Source organism: Cellulosimicrobium sp. SH8 (genome assembly GCF_025818875.1).
GTDB classification, from domain to species: Bacteria; Actinomycetota; Actinomycetes; order Actinomycetales; family Cellulomonadaceae; genus Cellulosimicrobium; species Cellulosimicrobium cellulans_D.
Map to the genome: position 1 here is coordinate 337,914 of NZ_JAMXMH010000002.1, position 17,547 is coordinate 355,460.

15 protein-coding genes are annotated in these 17,547 nt (G+C 73.6%); 6 read left to right on the forward strand and 9 right to left on the reverse strand.

Annotated elements, in window-relative coordinates:
* Positions 1-35: 35 nt before the first annotated feature.
* Positions 36-3,962 carry an ATP-binding protein gene (locus NF338_RS04220; RefSeq protein WP_264029634.1) on the reverse strand — a complete coding sequence of 1,309 codons (3,927 nt, stop codon included), beginning with the start codon at positions 3,960-3,962 and terminating at the stop codon, positions 36-38.
* A gap of 231 nt (positions 3,963-4,193) precedes the next feature.
* Here NF338_RS04220 and NF338_RS04225 point away from each other — a divergent pair, with 231 nt between their 5' ends.
* Positions 4,194-5,171 carry an NAD(P)H-quinone oxidoreductase gene (locus NF338_RS04225; protein ID WP_264029635.1) on the forward strand — a complete coding sequence of 326 codons (978 nt, stop codon included), beginning with the start codon at positions 4,194-4,196 and terminating at the stop codon, positions 5,169-5,171.
* A gap of 83 nt (positions 5,172-5,254) precedes the next feature.
* Entirely contained in the window at positions 5,255-5,902 is a 648-nt protein-coding gene (locus NF338_RS04230) for a bacterial proteasome activator family protein (RefSeq protein ID WP_318782947.1), read from the forward strand.
* 60 nt (positions 5,903-5,962) lie between these two features.
* Here the strand turns inward: NF338_RS04230 and NF338_RS04235 are convergent, their stop codons facing one another.
* The 5 genes from NF338_RS04235 to NF338_RS04255 all read right to left on the reverse strand — a co-directional run bounded on the left by NF338_RS04235 (position 5,963) and on the right by NF338_RS04255 (position 11,778).
* Positions 5,963-6,889, reverse strand: a complete 927-nt coding sequence (locus tag NF338_RS04235) for an EamA family transporter (protein ID WP_264029636.1) — start codon at positions 6,887-6,889, stop codon at positions 5,963-5,965.
* A gap of 95 nt (positions 6,890-6,984) precedes the next feature.
* Positions 6,985-7,935, reverse strand: coding sequence for a carbohydrate ABC transporter permease (locus NF338_RS04240; protein ID WP_087470871.1), 951 nt, complete (start codon positions 7,933-7,935; stop codon positions 6,985-6,987).
* Entirely contained in the window at positions 7,932-8,915 is a 984-nt protein-coding gene (locus NF338_RS04245) for a carbohydrate ABC transporter permease (RefSeq protein WP_087470870.1), read from the reverse strand. The genes NF338_RS04240 and NF338_RS04245 overlap by 4 nt, the downstream gene beginning before the upstream one ends.
* A 182-nt stretch (positions 8,916-9,097) precedes the next feature.
* The gene (locus tag NF338_RS04250) at positions 9,098-10,504 is read right to left on the reverse strand and encodes an ABC transporter substrate-binding protein (protein ID WP_087470869.1); all 1,407 of its coding nucleotides are present in this window, start codon (positions 10,502-10,504) and stop codon (positions 9,098-9,100) included.
* Between the two features lie 263 nt (positions 10,505-10,767).
* The gene (locus NF338_RS04255; RefSeq protein WP_264029637.1) at positions 10,768-11,778 is read right to left on the reverse strand and encodes a LacI family DNA-binding transcriptional regulator; all 1,011 of its coding nucleotides are present in this window, start codon (positions 11,776-11,778) and stop codon (positions 10,768-10,770) included.
* Positions 11,779-12,020: 242 nt separating this feature from the next.
* Here NF338_RS04255 and map point away from each other — a divergent pair, with 242 nt between their 5' ends.
* The 3 genes from map (at position 12,021) to NF338_RS04270 (ending at position 13,574) form a co-directional block, all read left to right on the forward strand.
* On the forward strand, positions 12,021-12,812 hold the full coding sequence (gene map / locus NF338_RS04260; protein ID WP_264029638.1) for a type I methionyl aminopeptidase: 792 nt from the start codon (positions 12,021-12,023) through the stop codon (positions 12,810-12,812).
* 89 nt (positions 12,813-12,901) lie between these two features.
* Positions 12,902-13,378 carry a hypothetical protein gene (locus tag NF338_RS04265; protein WP_087470866.1) on the forward strand — a complete coding sequence of 159 codons (477 nt, stop codon included), beginning with the start codon at positions 12,902-12,904 and terminating at the stop codon, positions 13,376-13,378.
* Between the two features lie 19 nt (positions 13,379-13,397).
* A complete protein-coding gene (locus NF338_RS04270) occupies positions 13,398-13,574 on the forward strand; it encodes a helix-turn-helix transcriptional regulator (protein WP_378215061.1) in 177 nt (58 codons plus the stop codon).
* A gap of 80 nt (positions 13,575-13,654) precedes the next feature.
* Here the strand turns inward: NF338_RS04270 and NF338_RS04275 are convergent, their stop codons facing one another.
* The 3 genes from NF338_RS04275 to serS form a co-directional block, all read right to left on the reverse strand.
* Positions 13,655-14,101 carry a GNAT family N-acetyltransferase gene (locus NF338_RS04275; protein ID WP_264029640.1) on the reverse strand — a complete coding sequence of 149 codons (447 nt, stop codon included), beginning with the start codon at positions 14,099-14,101 and terminating at the stop codon, positions 13,655-13,657.
* A gap of 96 nt (positions 14,102-14,197) precedes the next feature.
* Positions 14,198-14,983 (reverse strand): HAD family hydrolase, encoded by a 786-nt coding sequence (locus NF338_RS04280; RefSeq protein ID WP_264029798.1) that lies wholly within the window; start codon positions 14,981-14,983, stop codon positions 14,198-14,200.
* A gap of 35 nt (positions 14,984-15,018) precedes the next feature.
* Positions 15,019-16,302 (reverse strand): serine--tRNA ligase, encoded by a 1,284-nt coding sequence (serS, locus tag NF338_RS04285; protein WP_087470864.1) that lies wholly within the window; start codon positions 16,300-16,302, stop codon positions 15,019-15,021.
* A 98-nt stretch (positions 16,303-16,400) separates the two neighbouring features.
* Here serS and NF338_RS04290 point away from each other — a divergent pair, with 98 nt between their 5' ends.
* Positions 16,401-17,543, forward strand: coding sequence for a diacylglycerol/lipid kinase family protein (locus NF338_RS04290; RefSeq protein ID WP_264029641.1), 1,143 nt, complete (start codon positions 16,401-16,403; stop codon positions 17,541-17,543).
* Positions 17,544-17,547: the final 4 nt, after the last annotated feature.

Here is a 17,547-nt window from a genome sequence, read left to right on the forward strand (position 1 = left end):
CTTCCTCCTCGTCAGTTGCCGCAGACGGCATGTCGTCACCGCGCCTGCGGCGCTGAATCAGGGACATAATCCATGCCCTGGGGGCTCCAGGTCGAACTCGTCTCGTCCTGGCCCTCGACGCGACCCCGCGCCGTGGCCGACTGGAACGCCGACAGGCGGGCTCGGAGCTGCTCCGGGTCACGGTCGATACGAGCCGTGAAGCGGTCGACGTAGCCCTCCCGCTCCTCGCCACGCGAGCGTCGGGTCAGGCCCGACGTCGTCGTGCCGTCGACCGTGAGGGGCTGGTAGATGCCGTCGCTCGGGTCCGCCAAGGTCGCTTCCTGGAAGTCGGTGCTGCCCTGCAGCAGGGTGGACATCTCCTCGTACAGCACCGCGGACGCCATCCAGTCCGAGCGCGCCTCGACCGAGTCGGCGATGTACCCGGGCTCCAGCGGCTCGATCGCCTCCCCCGCCTGCCTCCGGACGAGCGGGGTCGGCGGGCCGTACCCCGTCGCAACCGGGCCAGGTGCCGGCTCGGGGGCCGCGAAGGACGCCTCCGGCACGGCGTAGCCGGTGCTCGCGGGAGGCGCGTCCTGCACCGGTGCGAGCGCGCGCGTCTCCTGCACCGGGGCCGCGAACGACTCCGGGGCGAACGGCGACGCGGTCGCACCGCCCGCAGGCTGCGCGGTCCGCGGCGCGAACGCCGACGACCGCGCGGGGGCCTGCTGCTCCTGCGGCGGGGCCGCCGGGGCCGCGACCGGACGGGCCGCGACCGGGGACTCCGCGACGACGGGAGCCGGCGCTGGCGCCGGCGCCGGAGCCGCGAGGGACGGTGCCGCGGCCGCGGGCGATGAACCCGCGGGGCGCGAGGCCAGAGCCTCCGGGGACGGTCCGGCCGGGAGCGCCGGCGTCGCCGTCGTCCGGGGACGCCGACCGAAGAGCCCGCGCTTGCGCGCCTGGCTCTCGCGCAGCGAGCGGCGCGTCGGCAGGTCGGCCATCAGCTCCTCGAAGCGGGGAAGCGCCTCGAAGGTGAGCTCTGCGGGGATGTCCTCGACCACCTCGGCCTCGACGCCCGTCGCCACGACCGGGACGTCGGTCGGGGCCGCCGTCGCGGCGTGGGTCACGGTCGGCACGGGGGTCCGGACAGGACCCGCGGTCGGCTCGGCGACCTCGCGCGACCGCTCGGCCAGCGGCACGCGCGCGACGGTCGCCTCGTCGACGGGCTCGGCCGAGACCGCGGGCACGACGCGGGTCGCGTCGAGCGGCGCGTCGGCCACCGACGACGGCGCCCAGGCGTCGGCGGTCGGCTCCGGCGCCCACGCCTGCTGGACGGGCTGTGCGGGCGCCCAGGCGTCGGCGGTCGGATCCGGCGTCCACGCCTGCTCGGCGGGCTGCTCCGGCGCCCACGCCTGCTCGGGCTCCCAGGAGTCCGGGGCAGGTGCGGCCGCCTCCTGCGGCGCCCACACGTCCTGCGGGACCGGGGCGTCGGCGGGAGCCTCGGCGACCAGCGGGATGTCCGTCGCCGTGACGTCGGGGGCGACGGGCAGCTCCACCGGGTTCTCCGTGGCCGGGCGGTCACCGACCGGGCGGAAGCTCGAGAAGAGCGCGCTGCGCGTGCCCACGTCGAGGACGGGGATCTCGGCGGAGACCGGCTCGACGGGGCTCGCGGCCGGACGCGACCGGCTGGGGAGCGCGGCTCCGACGTCGGCGACCTCGGCGGGCGGGGTCCACGCCTCGTCCCCCGCCGGGAGCTGCTCCGGCAGCGCCGGTGTGGCGAGCGGGGGCAGGACGATCGCACCGGTCTGGGGACCCGACGCGAAGGACGCGCTCGGCGCCGCGGCGGCGGGGTCGACCGTGCGCGAACGACGACGGGGCATGCCGGTCTGCGTCGTGCCGTCCGTGAGCGCGTCGAGGTCGACGGGCACGGCGACGGGCGCCTCGGGCTCGACGGTCGGGAACGACGCCGTCGCCGCGGGTGCGGGGACCGACGGCGCGGCCGGGGCCGCAACGTCCGCGGCGGGGAGCGCCGGGAGGACACCCGTGCCGGCGAGCTGCTGGGCGGCGGCCTGCGTGCTCGTCTCCAGCGGGTCCGTCGGCAGCGGGAGCGGCACGTTCGAGTCGGGGACGAAGAGGACCGCCGGGAAGGACACGACGACCTCGGTCCCCTGGTCGTCGCTGCCCGTGCTGAACCGGACCTTCGCACCGAGGCGGTCGGAGAGTCGGCCGACGACGAAGAGGCCCAGGCGCTGGGCGCCGACGACGTCCGACGCCGCGTGCGTCGCGACCTTGCGGTTCGCCTCCGCGATCTCGTCCGGCGTCATCCCGAGACCGTGGTCGCGGACCGTCACGTGGACGAAGTGCTCGTCGCGGCCGGTCGTGACCTCGACGGGCGTGTGCGGCTCCGAGAACATCGTCGCGTTCTCGAGGAGCTCGGCGAGCAGGTGCGCGGCGTTGAGCGCGTTGTGCCCGAGCATGAGCGGGTCGACGACCAGGTTCAGGCGGACGCGGTCGTACAGCTCGATCTCGGAGGACGCCGTACGGATGACGTCCGAGGCCGGCATGGGCTGGCGCACGCGGCGGCCCGAGTCGATGCCCGCGAGGACGAGGAGGGACTCCGCGTTGCGGCGCATTCGCGTCGCGAGGTGGTCGAGGCGGAAGAGGTTGGACAGCGTGCCCGCGTCCTCCTCGGAGCGCTCGAGGTCGTCGAGGAACGCGAGCTGCCGGTTGAGGAGCACCTGGTCGCGGCGCGCGACGTTGACGAACATCTCCGCGATCGAGCCACGGAGCGCGGCCTGCTCGCGCGCGACCTTGATGGTCGTCTGGTTCACGTCGTTGAACGCGGTCGCGAGCTGGCCGACCTCGTCCGTGGACTCCACCGTGATCGGCGCCAGGTCGATGCCCGGGCCCTGGCCCGGGACGGCGACCTGCTCGACGAGCCGCGGGAGCTGGTCACGCACGTCCTCGGCCGCGTCCGTGAGGCGGCGCAGCGGGTTGACGATGGCGCGGGCGATGAGGCCCGCGACGAGGATCGAGGCGATGACGGCCGCGAGGGTCGCGAGGATCGTGACGACGGCGCGGGTCGTCGCCGCGCCGGCGAGGTCGGACGCCTTCTCCGCGGTCTCGGTGCGGACGCCGTCACGGACCGGGCTCGTCTGGTCACGGTCCGCCTGCGACAGGTCGGGCCACTGCACGGCCTGGCTCTTCGGTGTCGCACCCGGGCGCGAACCAGCGAGGTTCTGCCGGATCTGGTTGTAGGTCGCGCCCGGCGTCGCGAGCTGGAGGTCTCCCGGGAGCCGTCGCACGGCCGTGCGGGTGCGCGCCGCGAGCTCGTCACCGGTGGTCACCAGGACCGCGGCCTGCTGGCTCGTCTCGGTGCTCTCCACGCCGATCTGGGCCGCGTTGAGCACGGCGCCGGCGAGCGGCTGCTCGAGCGCCTGCTGCGCGAGGAGCTCGTCGAGGAGGACGTAGGTGTCGAGGTACTGCGCGAGGCCGCGGTCCGGCGTGGTGTCGGCGAGCGTGCGGGGCACGTCGAGCGCCGAGTCGATGAGCGCGTTGTACTGCGAGTTGCGCGCGAGCTGGCCCAGGCCGGACCGGTCGATGGCCTGCCGGATCGCCTTCAGCTCGGCCCGGTCCGCGATCGTGTCGTCGACCGCGGCGCGCACGCGCGGGTCGAGGACGGACGTGTTGAGCCGCTCGTAGGCGCGGTCGCGCGCGTCGAGCGCCTTGTCCGTCTTCTCGCGCTGCGCCATCATCTGCGCCTCGCTGTCTTCCGACCCTGCGCTCGCGTCCAGGAAGGAGTACGTGCGCTCGGCCGCGATCTCGGTCCCCGCCGCGTCCTGCGCCGCGAGCGCCCCGACGAGCGCGCTCGTCTGGCTGGCGTCGCGCGCCGACCCGATGGCCTGCGCCGAGATGATCGCGGCGGCGGCGAAGAGGACGAGGACGGGCACCGCGAGGGCCGCAAGGATCTTCCCGCGAACGCTCAACCTGCGGAGCATACGAACCTGCCTCCATCACCCTGGTCCACCCGTTCGGCGGCGCGGTCGGCCCGCGTGGCAGCGGCGCCTCCCGGGCTCCGCTCCCCGGTCGTGCGTACTAACTATCGGTGCACATCCCCCGGACACCTAATCCGCGAGGAGCGCGAACTTTCGTCCCGCCCCCGCGACGCCCCGTCGGCGAACCGGCGCCTCCCGGGCCGTCCGCGTAGTCTCGGCGATGTGCGAGGCGTCACGATATCGGGCCCCGGTGGCCCTGAGAAACTAACGGTTTCTGCGCTCCCTGACCAGACCCCCGGCCCGGACGAGCTCGTGGTCCACGTCGCTTCCGCTGGCGTGAACCGCGCTGACCTGCTACAACGCGCCGGATCGTACCCGCCTCCCCCGGGCGCACCGGACTGGCCCGGCCTGGAGGTCTCGGGCACGGTCGCGGCCGTCGGGGAGTCCGTGACGGGGTGGTCCGTGGGTGACCGCGTGGTCGCGCTGCTCGACGGCGGCGGGTACGCGGAGCAGGTGCGCGTGCGGTCGACCCAGGTGCTGCCCGTCCCCGACGGCGTGGATCTCGTGGACGCCGCCGCGCTTCCCGAGGCGGTCTGCACGGTGTGGAGCAACGTCGTCGACGTCGGGCGCCTGGCCCCGGGCGAGTGGCTGCTCGTGCACGGCGGGTCGGGCGGCGTCGGGACGATCGCCGTGCAGGTCGGCGCCGCGCTCGGCGCCCGCGTGGCCGTCACGGCCGGCGGGCGCGACCGGGCCGACCGGTGCCTCGCGCTCGGGGCGAGCGTCGCCGTCGACCACCGTGAGGAGGACTTCGTCGCCGCGGTGCGGGACGCCTCCGGCGGTCACGGTGCGGACGTCGTGCTCGACGTCGTCGGCGCCGCCTACCTGACGCGCAACCTCGAGGTGCTCGCCACGGGCGGGCGCCTGGTGGTCATCGGCATGCAGAAGGGACGACGCGCGGAGCTCGACCTGGGCGCCCTCCTCGCCCGGCGCGCCACGGTGGCCGGGACGACGCTGCGGGCGCGGCCCCCGGCCGAGAAGGCGCGGATCGTGCACGAGGTCCTCACGCACGTCTGGCCGATGGTGGAGGACGGGCGCGTGCGCCCGGTCGTGCACGCGCGCCTCCCGCTCGAGGAGGCCGCGCGGGCGCACGAGCTGCTCGACTCGGGCGAGGTCTTAGGCAAGGTGCTCCTCGTCCCCTGACCACGGCCGCCGACGACCGACGACCGCACAGGGGATCACGCGCCGTCGGTGCGCGCGTGGGCGCCGCGCGCAAGACTGGACCCATGGCTGACGAACCGCGCGACCCTCGCCCCGACGAGCCCACCGCCCCCGAGCCCGAGACCGGCGCGGAGGGCGCCGTCGACGACACCGAGGAGCCCGCTCGTGCCACGGTCGTGATGCCGGACGGGACGGGGGTGAGCGTCGTCGAGAGCGACGACTCGACCGACCCCGACCGCAACCCGGCGACGGTCATCGAGGAGCCGGCCAAGGTGATGCGCATCGGCGGCATGATCAAGAAGCTCCTCGACGAGGTCCGGGACGCCCCGCTCGACGAGGCGGCGCGGTCGCGCCTCGCCGAGATCCACGAGCGCTCGCTCACCGAGCTCGAGGAGGGCCTGTCGCCCGACCTGGTGGCGGAGCTGCACCGCATCACGCTGCCGTTCTCGGACGACACCATCCCCACGGACGCGGAGCTGCGCGTGGCCCAGGCGCAGCTCGTCGGCTGGCTGGAGGGCCTGTTCCACGGCATCCAGACGGCGCTCGTCGCCCAGCAGATGGCCGCGCAGGCGCAGCTCTCGCAGATCCGCCGCGCGCTGCCGCCCGGCTCGTTGCCGCCCATGGGTCCCGGTGGCCCCGGCGGCGTCCCGGGACAGCCCGGCGGGCGTCCCGACGAGCACGACGGGCGGCCGTCGCCGGGCCAGTACCTCTGACGGCCCCGTGCGGCCCCGCCGGTCCCGGGGACGACGTCCCGGGCGCGGCGGGGACGTTCGTCAGGCGGGCGGCGGGTCGAGCGGGACGTCGTCCCCGGGCGACGTCCCGTCGACGCGGCCGCGCGGTCGCGCCGCGGTCATCGCGATGGCCCCGGACACGAGGAGGAGGCCGACCAGCTCGGGGACCGTGGGGACCTGATGCAGCACGACGGCGCCCACGACCGCGGCGGACGCCGGGAGCAGGGCGAGGAGCACGGAGAACGTCGCTGCGCTCACGCGACGCAGGATGACCTGCTCGAGCGCGTAGGGCACGACGGAGGAGAAGAGCGCGATCCCCGCGACGGCCGCGACGTGCCGCCAGTCGCCGAGGACCGGCAGGGCGTCGCGCGCGAGGAAGGGCGCGAACACGACCGCGCCCACGGTCATCGCGACCGCGAGCGAGGTGACCCCCGACCCTGACACGGCCACGCGCCGGCCGAGCAGGATGTACGCCGCCCAGCACGCGGCCGCGACGCCGATCGCGGTCAGGCCGACCACGGCGTCCGCGCGCGGGAGGTCGGACTCGATCGTCACCCCGGCGAGCAGCACGACGCCCGCCGCCGCGACCGCGATCGCGCCCCGCTCGCGCCACCCGCTGCCCGTGATCGCGGCCACCGCGACGGGGCCGAGGAACTCGATCGCGACGGCCGTCCCGAGCGGCAGGTGGTCGATCGCGCCGTAGAACGCGAGGTTCATCGCGGCGAGCGCGACACCGAAGACGGCGACCCACGCAAGGTCGTGCCGGGTCCACCGGTGACGCCACGGGCGGCGCCACGCGAGGAGCAGCACCGCGGACGCCGCGATGCGCAGCCACCCGATCTCGATCGCGCCCGCCACGGCGAACAGCCCGACGGCGATCGCCGCGCCCAGGTACTGCGTCAGCCCCGAGACGACGAAGAGCGCCGGAACCGGGACCCGGTCAAGAAGGGCGGCAGGGCGACGGTTCACCCGACGACTCTAGGCGCCGGCACCCGTCGAGCATGCGGCTGCGGCCCGTCCGACGCGCGGGACGGGCCGCAGCCGCATGCTCGGCGGGACGGGTGTCAGCCCTTGACCGAACCCGCGAGGAGCCCGCGCACGAAGTACCGCTGCAGCGCGAGGAACACGGCCACGGGGACGATCATCGAGATGAACGCGCCCGCGGGCAGCAGGTGCCAGCTCGCGCCGCGCGAGCCGGACAGCTCGGCGAGGCGCACCGTGATGGGCGCGGTGTCCTGGCCGGACGCGAACGTCAGGGCGACGAGCAGGTCGTTCCAGACCCAGAGGAACTGGAAGATCCCGAAGGCCGCGATCGCGGGCACCAGCAGCGGCATGAGCACCTGGAAGAAGATCTTCACGTGCCCGGCGCCGTCGACGCGAGCCGCCTCGACCAGCTCGCGCGGGATGTCCTTCATGAAGTTGTGCAGCAGGAAGATCGCGAGCGGCAGCGCGAAGATCGAGTGCGACAACCACACGGGCCAGAACGACCCGTCGATCCCCCAGTCGACGTACTGCGTGAGCAGCGGGACGAGCGTGACCTGGATGGGCACGATCTGCAGCGCGAACACGGCGACGAACAGCAGGTTGCGGCCCTTGAAGTCCACCCACGCGAACGCGTAGGCCGCGAGCGACGCGAGCGTGATGGGGATGATCACGGCGGGCAGCGTGATGACGAGGGAGTTGACGAAGTACGTCGCGAAGCTCGTCGACCCGCCGAACAGCGCGTCGGTGTAGTTGTCGATCGTGAACTCGGGGTTGGCGAACGCCTCCCACCAGCCCGACCGCCGGATCTCGCGCGGCGGGCGGAACGAGGTGACGAGGAGCCCGAACGTCGGGATGGTCCAGAGGACCGCCAGGACGATCGCGATGATCGACGCCGGTCGCGACGAGACCTTGCGCCGCACCTTCCCCGCGCGGTCGTCGAGGCCCGCGACGATGCCCTTGCCGCTGCCCTCCTCGGCGGTCTCGTCGACGAGCGGGGCGTCCGGGACGGAGGCGGACAGTGGGGTGCTCATCGGATCTCCTCCGCCTGCTTCAGCTGCCGCACGTTGTACACGATGATCGGGATGACCAGGACGAACAGGATGACCGCGAGCGCGGCCCCGAGCCCCTGCTCGCCCTGCCGGAGCGCCTGCGTGTAGAACTCGTTGGCCACGACCGACGTCTCGAAGCGGCCGCCGGTCATGGTGCGGACGATGTCGAAGACCTTGAGCGTGCCGATCGCGATCGTCGTGAGGACGACCACGAGGGCGGGCCGGATGCTCGGCACCGTGATGTAGCGGAACATCCGCATGCCGCCGACGCCGTCGAGCCGGGCGGCCTCGACGATGTCGTCCGGGATGGCGCGGATCGCGGCGGCGAGGATCGTCATCGCGAACCCGGCCTGGATCCAGATCATGACGAGGATGAGGAAGAACGTGTTCGCCGGGGCGCTGAGCAGGAACTGCTGCGGCTCCAGGCCCAGCCAGACGAGCACCTGGTTGAACAGGCCGATCTGCGGCTGGCTCGCCGGCTTGTACTCGTACATGAACTTCCAGATGATCCCCGCGCCGACCATGGAGATCGCCATGGGCAGGAAGATCAGGGTCTTGGCGAACTTCTCGAACCGGGACCGGTCGACGACCACCGCGTAGACGAGACCGAGGAAGGTCGAGACGAGCGGGACGACGATCACCCAGATCGCGGTGTTGCGCAGGACGATCTGGAACTCGTCCCGCGTGAACGCGGTGACGTAGTTGTCGAGCCCGACGAACGCGGAGCCCGTGCGGTTGTAGAACGAGTCCCGGATCGTGCGCAGGCCCGGGTAGAGCAGGCCGAACGCGAGCATGACGATCGCGGGCCCGGCGAAGGCGATCGCGACGACCCAGCCCGGCACGCGCCGCGGTCGGTCGACGAGGAAGAGGATCAGGCCCATGACGACGACGAAGAGCAGGATCGCGACGACCATCACCGCGAGCTTGCCCCCCGTCCCGGCGGGTTCGAGCAACCAGTCCATGTGAGAGCTCCTGAGGTGGCCGGCGGCGGCCGGGTGACGACGTGGTGTGCGGCGAGGACGGCCCGAGGACGGGTCGTCCGGGGATCGGCCCCCCGGACGACCCGCCCCCGGGGTCGACGCGTGGACCCGGGGCCGGACGGCGCGGCGCGTGCCGCGCGGTCAGGCCCCGGGTCGCCCGCGGGTCAGGACGTCGGCCAGGACGCCTCGATGGCGTCGAGGACGGCCTCGTCGGACTTGTCGCTCGCGATCCACTCCGTCATCTCGGTCCAGAACGAGCCGGCGCCGACGGCGGCGGGCATCATGTCCGAGCCGTCGAAGCGGAACGTGTAGCTCTCGTCCGTGAGCAGCTCGTACGCCTGCTGGTCCATCGGCGACTGGAGCAGCTCCGGGTCGAGGCCGTTGTTCGCGCTGATCCAGCCCTGCGGGGTCACGCTCGCCTTGGCGTTGGACCACTCGGGGCTCGACAGGTAGGCGTGGAACGCCTGGACCTCGGGACGGTCGTTGAACGCGGCGACGAACTCGCCGCCACCGAGCAGCGGCTTGTCCTCGGCGGTCTCGCCCGGGAGGTAGAAGGCCCACACGTCACCGTCGGGCGCGACCACCAGGTCGGGGTCGAGGGTCGTCCAGTTGGCCTGGTAGAACGTCGCCTGGCGGTGCATGTAGCACAGGCCGTCGATGATCGGGTAGCCGCCCTCGGTGAACTCGGTCGTCGCGATGGTGCTCACGTCGCCGAGGCCGCCGTTGACGAACTCCTCGTTCTTCAGCACGTCGCCGACCGTGGCGAGCGCCGTGGCGATCTGCGGGTCGTTGAACGGGATCTCGTGGTTGACCCACTGGTCGTAGACCTCGGGGCCCGCCGTGCGCAGGACGACGTCCTCCATCCAGTCGGTGGCCGGCCAGCCGGTCGCCTCGCCGGACGCGATGCCCGCGCACCACGGCTTGACGTCGCCACCGGGGTTGTCCGCGACGATCTGGTCCGAGAGCTCCATGAGCTCGTCCCACGTCGTGGGGACCTCGTAGCCCGCCTCCTCGAACATGGACGGCGAGTACCAGACGAACGACTTGACGTTGGCGCCGAGCGGCGTCGCGTACAGCGTCCCGTCGACGGTGCCGTAGTCCTTCCACGACTCGGTGTAGTACTGGTCGACGTTCGCGGACGCCGCCTCGCCGACCGGCTGGATCGCGTCGGGGAAGTCGGCGACGATCCGGCGCAGGAGGCCGGGCTGGGGCAGGTACGCGATGTCCGGCGCGCTGCCGGACTGGATGCGGACGGGGAGCTGGGCCTCGAACTCCTTGGAGCCCTCGTACTCGATCGTGGCGCCCGTGCACTCCTCGAAGGGCTCGTACGACGCCTGCTGCTGCTCCGCCTCGGTGTCGACGATCGTCGCGTACACCGACACCGTCTTGCCGGACAGGTCCCCGTACTGCTCGTAGTCGGCGCAGTCCACCTCGGCGCTCGGCGACTCGTCGTCGCCCCCGCCGCCGCCACCGCCGCTGCACGCCGCGAGCACGAGCGCGAGGCTCGCGCCGCCGGCGGCGACCACCAGCGTGCGGCGTCGCGCCGCGCTGGTCCTCGTGGTCCTGGTCATGTCAGCCTCCACCTCGTCGTGGGTACGGACGCCGTCACCCCGGTCCGGTGAGGACCGGGCGCATCGCGACGTCGCGAGCGCGGGTGCGCTCTCGCCCTAGGCACCATGCAAGCGGTTGCATCGCGCTGCCGCAAGCACAGGGGAGGCGAGTTTGCGTAACGATTCCGTCACGCGCGCCGGGTGCGCGCTCTCTCGGCCCGTCTACCCTGGCCACGCTCCCACGCGTGGCCCCGGAGCGCTCGACGAGTCGCCACCCCGGCGACCTACGGGCGGACGCGCGGGGGTGCGGTCGAGCCGCGCCGCACCAGCTCCGTCGGGTAGGTGATGCTCTCCGGCACCGGGGCGCCGTTGATCATCTCGAGCAGGAGGAGCGCCGCGTCGAACCCCTGCTGGTACGCGTCCTGGGCGATCGTCGTCAGGCCGACGAGCTCCCCGAGGTCGTGGCCGTCCACCCCGACGACCGAGAGGTCCTCCGGGACGCGCAGCCCCAGGTCCCGCGCCGCGAGGATCGCCCCCATGGCCATCTCGTCCGACGCCGCGAAGACGGCGGTCACGTCCGGCCGGCGGCGCAGGAGATCCGCCGTGGACTCACGTCCTCCCGCGACGTCGAAGTCGCCGTTCACCTCGAGGTCGGGCTCGACGGCGACGCCCGCCTCCTCCAGCGCGCGCACGTAGCCCCGCGCGCGCTCGACGGGCGGCGACCACGACGACACGAGGTCGGGCACCCCGGTGACGTGGCCGATCACCCGGTGGCCCAGGTCGAGCAGGTGGCGCGTCGCGGCCCGGCCGGTCGCGACGTCGTCGAGCCGGACCGTGACCTGGTCCGCCGGCCCCGACCCGACGAACGCGAGCGGCCGGGCGAGCGCGACGAGCGAGCGCACCTCGTCGTCGTCGAGCGGCAGGCCGACGACGAGCGTGCCGTCCACGCGGTGGCGCAGGACGCTCGGGTCGACCCGCCGGCGGGACGACGTCCGGCGCACGTCGAACGTGTAGAGCAGGACGTCGTAGCCGAGGTCCCGCAGCGCGCGCTCGGCACCCTCGATGACGTTGGCGAAGAACCAGCGGTTGACCCACGGGGTGAGCACGCCGATCGTGCGGGTGCGGCCGGTGGCCAGCGACGACGCCGACGGCGTGGGCACGTACCCGAGCCGCGCCGCCTCCGCGAGCACCCGCACGCGCGTCGCCTCGGACACGTTGGGCAGGCCGCGCAGGGCGCGCGAGACGGTCGCCGTGGACACCCCGGCGGCCTGGGCGACGTCGTCGATACCTGCCACGACGGGTGATGCTGCCACGCCGGGAGGCCGCGTGGCGAGGCGCCGTGCCGCATCGTGAGCAGATCGATGCAAGCGCTTGCCCTCCTCGTGCCGCGCCGGGGCCGCGCCGGTGGGACGGAGACCGATATCGTGGGGAGGCCCGCCCCCGCGGCACCGTTCGGCACGTCATCGCACCTCGCTGCACCCGGACGAGCCGGTCGCGCCACCCGCGGGCACACCACCTGCGAACCGGAAGGACCACGATGATCGAGCTGAGGACCCCGCGGGAGATCGACCAGATGCGACCCGCGGGACGGTTCGTCGCCGACGTCCTCACCACGGTGCGCGCCGCCACCAAGGTCGGGACGAACCTGCTTGAGCTCGACGAGGTCGCGCACAAGATGATCCGCGACCGCGGGGCCGAGTCGTGCTACATCGACTACCACCCGTCGTTCGGGGCGAGCCCGTTCGGCAAGGTGATCTGCACGTCCGTCAACGACGCCGTGCTGCACGGCCTCCCCCACGACTACGCGCTGCGCGACGGCGACCTGCTGAGCATCGACTTCGCCGCGTCCGTCGACGGGTGGGTCGCGGACTCGGCGCTGTCGTTCGTCGTCGGGACGCCGCGCGCCGGGGCGCTGGGCGAGGCCGACGCCAAGCTCATCCAGACGACCGAGCGCGCGCTCGAGGCCGGGATCGCGGCCGCGCAGCCGGGCAAGAAGGTCGGCGACATCTCCGCCGCCATCGCGGACGTCGCGCACGCCGCGGGCTACTCGGTCAACACCGACTTCGGCGGCCACGGCGTCGGCCGCACGATGCACGGCGAGCCCCACGTCCCCAACGACGGCCGTCGCAAGCGCGGGTTCCCGCTCAAGCCGGGCCTCGTCATCGCGATCGAGCCCTGGTTCCTCGAGACCACGGACGAGATCTACACCGACCCCGACGGCTGGACCCTGCGTTCGGCCGACGGCTCGCGCGGCGCCCACAGCGAGCACACGATCGCGATCACGCCCGACGGCCCGGTCGTGCTCACCGCGCGCGAGCCCCGCGACTGAGCACCCCTCATGTCAAGCACGCTTGACAGCGTGCGTGGGTGATGGTTCGCTCGACGTGTCAAGCACGCTTTACGCATGAGGAGAGACACGTGAGCGACGCACCCGTCCCGGCCGACGACAGCCCGCTGCAGGGCCGCGAGCACGCGCTCGGCGACCGCACCGCTCCCTGGTGGGCCTGGGCGGGAGCCGCGCTGGTCGCGCTCGCCGTCGCAGCGTCGGTCGGCGTCGCCGCCGGCCTGTTCCGACGCGACGACTTCTGGCTCGTCGCGGCCGTCTTCACGGCGTGCGTCCTGCCGCCCGCCGCCGTGCTCGGCTGGTTCCTCGTCGTCCGGCCCCGCACGAGCGCTCCCGAGCCGCACGCCGAGGAGAACGTCGAGCGGCGGTGGACGGAGCGGGCGGCGACCGGCGCGTTCTGGGACGTGCTCGTCGTCGCCGGGCTCACGCTCACCGCGGTCAGTCTCACCGGGCTGGAGCTGAGCGCCTCCTTCGTCCTCGCGGTGGTCGTGCTCGTCGCGATGGTCGACTTCTTCGTCCGGCACGCCGTCGTCTCCCGGCGCGAGTCGTAGGGCGCCCGTGGACAACGACATGGCGGCCCGCCGCGCCGGGCTCGGCTGGTCGCAGGCCGAGCTCGCCAGCCGCCTCGGCGTGTCGCGCCAGACCGTGATCTCGATCGAGCGCGGCCGCTTCGACCCGTCGCTGCCGCTCGCGTTCCGCATCGCCGAGGTGTTCGGCTGCCGCATCGAGGACGTCTTCCGCCCCTGAGCCCGGAGAGCCACCGAGCCGTCGCCGCACACCGGGACGGAACCTGACAGCGGTTCTCGACACCCTCGCGCACGAGATCCTCAGGGCCTCCCGAGGCGCTTGCGGAAGAATGTCGCCGACTCCTCGAACCCGAGCCTCGCGTAGAACCCGGCGGCCCGCCGGGTGGCCAGCGCGACGTACGCGGCACCCGCGTCCTCGGCCCACCGCTCGGCCGCGTCCATGAGCAGGCCGCCTACCCCGCGACGGCGGGCGTCGGCGTCGACCATGACCTCCTCGACCCACGCCACGGGCGCGTTGGCGAAGAGCGTCGCATGGCGGTGCGCCACGAGGTAGCCGACGACGTCCTCCCGCGCCTGCGCGACGAGCACCAGCGCGTGCGGGTCGTCGAGGAGCGGCGCGAACGACACGTCGAAGGCGTCACGCTCAGGGACGTACGACGTCGCGAAGTCGATGACGAGCGGCCAGACCGCCCCGGCGTCGTCCGCCCGCGCACGGCGGACACAGACGGTCTTGGCGTCGGACGTCATGTCAGCAGACGCTACCCATCCCGTCGAGGTAGAACTGCAGGTCGCGACGTAGAACCCCGCGAGCTCTATCTCGCGTCCTGCGGTTCTACCTCGCGGTCAGGGCAGGAGGCTCTGGAGGACGCGCGCCGCGCCGTCGTCCTCGATGGGGGCGGTCACCTCGTCGGCCGCGGCCTGCACGACGGCGTCCGCGTGGCCCATCGCGACGCCGCGCGCCGCCCAGCGGAGCATCTCGAGGTCGTTGCGCCCGTCCCCGATCGCGACCGTCCGGTGGGGCTGGACGTGCAGCGCGCGCCGCACGAGCTCGAGCCCGGTCGCCTTCGTCACGCCGAGCGGCGCGATGTCCATCCACGCCGTCCACCCGACGGCGTACGTCACGTCGTCCAGGCCGAGACGCTCGACGAGCTCGTGGAACTGCTCGCTCGTGGACCCCGGCGAGCGCACGATCACACGGGTGACCTCGCCCGACCACAGCTCGTCGAACTCGACGACGCGGTGCACGCCGTCGAGCTCGCCGTCGGGGAAGAGCTCGTTCATGCGGAACCCGACGCCCACGTCCTCGACGGCGTACCGCGCGTCGGGCAGGTGCTCGCGCAGGAGCCGCAGCGCTGGGCCCGGGTCGAACGTCACGACGTCCTCGAGCGCGTACCCGTCGGGCTCGTCCGGGTCGAGCCGCGCCGTCACGGCGCCGTTCGACGCGACGACCCAGCCGCGGTCGATCCCCAGGATCTCCGCGACGGGCGTGATCGCGATGAGCGACCGCCCGGACGCGAGCACCACGTGGTGCCCGGCCGCGCGCAGGTCGGCGACGGCGTCGCGCACGTCGTCCGACAGCTCCTGGTCGTACGACATGAGCGTGCCGTCGATGTCGAGCGCGACGAGCATCGGCCCGGACGCGTCCTCCGGGACCAGGGGGTCGGTCACGCAACCACCGGCTCGAGCACCTCGAGGCCGCCGAGGTACGGGCGCAGGCCCTCGGGCACGCGGACCGAGCCGTCGGCCTGCTGGTGGTTCTCGAGGATCGCGACGATCCAGCGCGTCGTGCCGAGCGTGCCGTTGAGCGTCGCGACGGTGCGCGTCTCGTTCTTGCCGTCGACCTCGACGCGCTCGCGCACGTTGAGGCGGCGCGCCTGGAAGGTCGTGCAGTTCGACGTCGACGTGAGCTCGAGGTAGCGCTGCTGCGTGGGCAGCCACGCCTCGCAGTCGAACTTGCGCGCGGCGCTCGACCCGAGGTCGCCCGCCGCGGTGTCGATGACGCGGTACGGCAGGTCGACGAGGCGCAGCATCTGCTCCTCCCAGCCGAGCAGGCGCTGGTGCTCCGCCTCGGCGTCGGCCGGGTCGCAGTAGGAGAACATCTCGACCTTGTGGAACTGGTGCACGCGGATGATGCCGCGCACGTCCTTGCCGTGCGAGCCGGCCTCGCGGCGGTAGCACGCGCTCCACCCCGCGTACCGGAGCGGGCCGCCCGACAGGTCGACGATCTCGTTCGCGTGGTAGCCCGCGAGCGCGACCTCGCTCGTCCCGACGAGGTAGAGGTCGTCCTTCTCGAGGCGGTAGATCTCGTCCGCGTGCGCGCCGAGGAACCCGGTGCCCTGCATGACCTCGGGCCGCACGAGCGTCGGCGTGATGACGGGCGTGAACCCGGCCGCGACCGCGGTGTCCATCGCGGCGTTGAGCAGCGCGAGCTCGAGGCGCGCGCCCACGCCGGTGAGGTAGTAGAACCGCGCGCCCGACACCTTGGCGCCGCGCTCGGTGTCGATCGCGCGCAGGCCCTCGCCGAGGTCGAGGTGGTCGCGCGGGGTGAAGCCCTCCGCGGCGAAGTCGCGGATCGTCCCCTCCTCGCGCAGCACGACGTAGTCGTCCTCGCCGCCCGCGGGCGCGCCCGCGACGACGTTCGAGATGCGGTACAGCAGCCCGCGCAGCTCCTCCGCGGCGGCGTCGGCGTCGGCCTGGCGTGCCTTGACGTCGGCCGCGAGCTGCTTGGTGCGCGCGAGCAGCTCCTGCTTCTCCTCCCCCTGCGCCTGGGCGACCTGCTTGCCGAGGGACTTCTGCTCGGCACGCAGGCTCTCGAACTCGCTCAGCGCGGCGCGGTGGCGGGCGTCGGCGTCGAGGGCGGCGTCCACCAGCGCGGGGTCGTCACCACGGGTGACCTGGCTGGCACGGACGATGTCGGGGTTGTCGCGCAGGAGGCGGAGGTCGATCACGCCAGCAGCCTAACGAACCCCGGCGCTCCCCCGGCCGCGAGGGGAACGTCCCGTGCCCTGGCGGCGCCTTCCCGCACCGGCCCCGCTACGGTGTCGCCATGTCCTGGACGCTCTGGCTCGCGATCGCGGCGCTCGCCGTCGCGGTCGTGGCACTCGTCGTCGCGCTGGGCCTGCGCGCGCAGCAGACCCGGCAGCGCCGCGCGCACGGCGACGACGCGCCTCCCGTCGAGGAGCCCCCGGTCGAGGACGACCCGCGCGAGCTCGTCGCGTTCGTCGCCAACCCGTCGAAGCCCGACGTCACGGGTCTGGAGGCGGTCGTGCGCGCTGCCTTCGCGGACGCCGCGCTGCCCGACCCGCTGTGGTTCGAGACGACGGTCGAGGACCCCGGCGTCGGGCAGACGCGCGCGGCGCTCGCGCAGGGCGCGGACGTCGTCGTCGCCGTGGGCGGGGACGGCACGGTCCGCGCGGTCGCCGAGGGCATGGTGGGCAGCGGCCGCACCATGGGCCTGGTCCCGGTGGGCACCGGCAACCTCCTCGCGCGCAACCTCGACCTGCCGGTGGGCGACGCGCGCGCCGCGCTGGCCGTCGTGATCGCGGGGTCCGACCGCCCGGTCGACGTCGGCTGGGTCAAGGTGCTGCGCTACGCCGAGGACGTCGGCCACGCCGAGGGGGCGGAGCCGGTGGCCGCGCCCGACCCCGCCCGGGACGCCGGCACGGAGCACATCTTCCTCGTCATCGCGGGCCTCGGGTTCGACGCCGCGATGGTCGCCGACACCGACGACGACCTCAAGGCGAAGGTGGGCTGGGTCGCCTATTTCGTCGCGGGCATCCGGCACCTGCACGGGCGCCGCATGCGCGCGCGCATCCAGCTCGACGACTCGCCTCCCGTGGACGCGCGGCTGCGCTCCCTCCTCATCGGCAACTGCGGCCGGCTCCCCGGGGGGCTCACGCTGCTGCCCGACGCGGTCATCGACGACGGCATCCTGGACATCGCCGCGATCGACACGCGTGGCGGGGTCGTGGGCTGGGCGCAGCTCTTCGGGGAGGTCGTGATGCAGGGTCTCGGCGTGCGCAACGACCTGCCCGCCAAGATCGGACGCATCGACCACGCGCGTGCCCGGCGCGTCCGCGTGCGCGTCGAGGACGGGGAGCAGGCCCAGGTCGACGGCGACGTGCTGGGCCTCGCCGTGGAGATCGAGTCGCGCGTCGACCCCGGTGCGCTCGTGGTGCGCACCGCCTGACGCG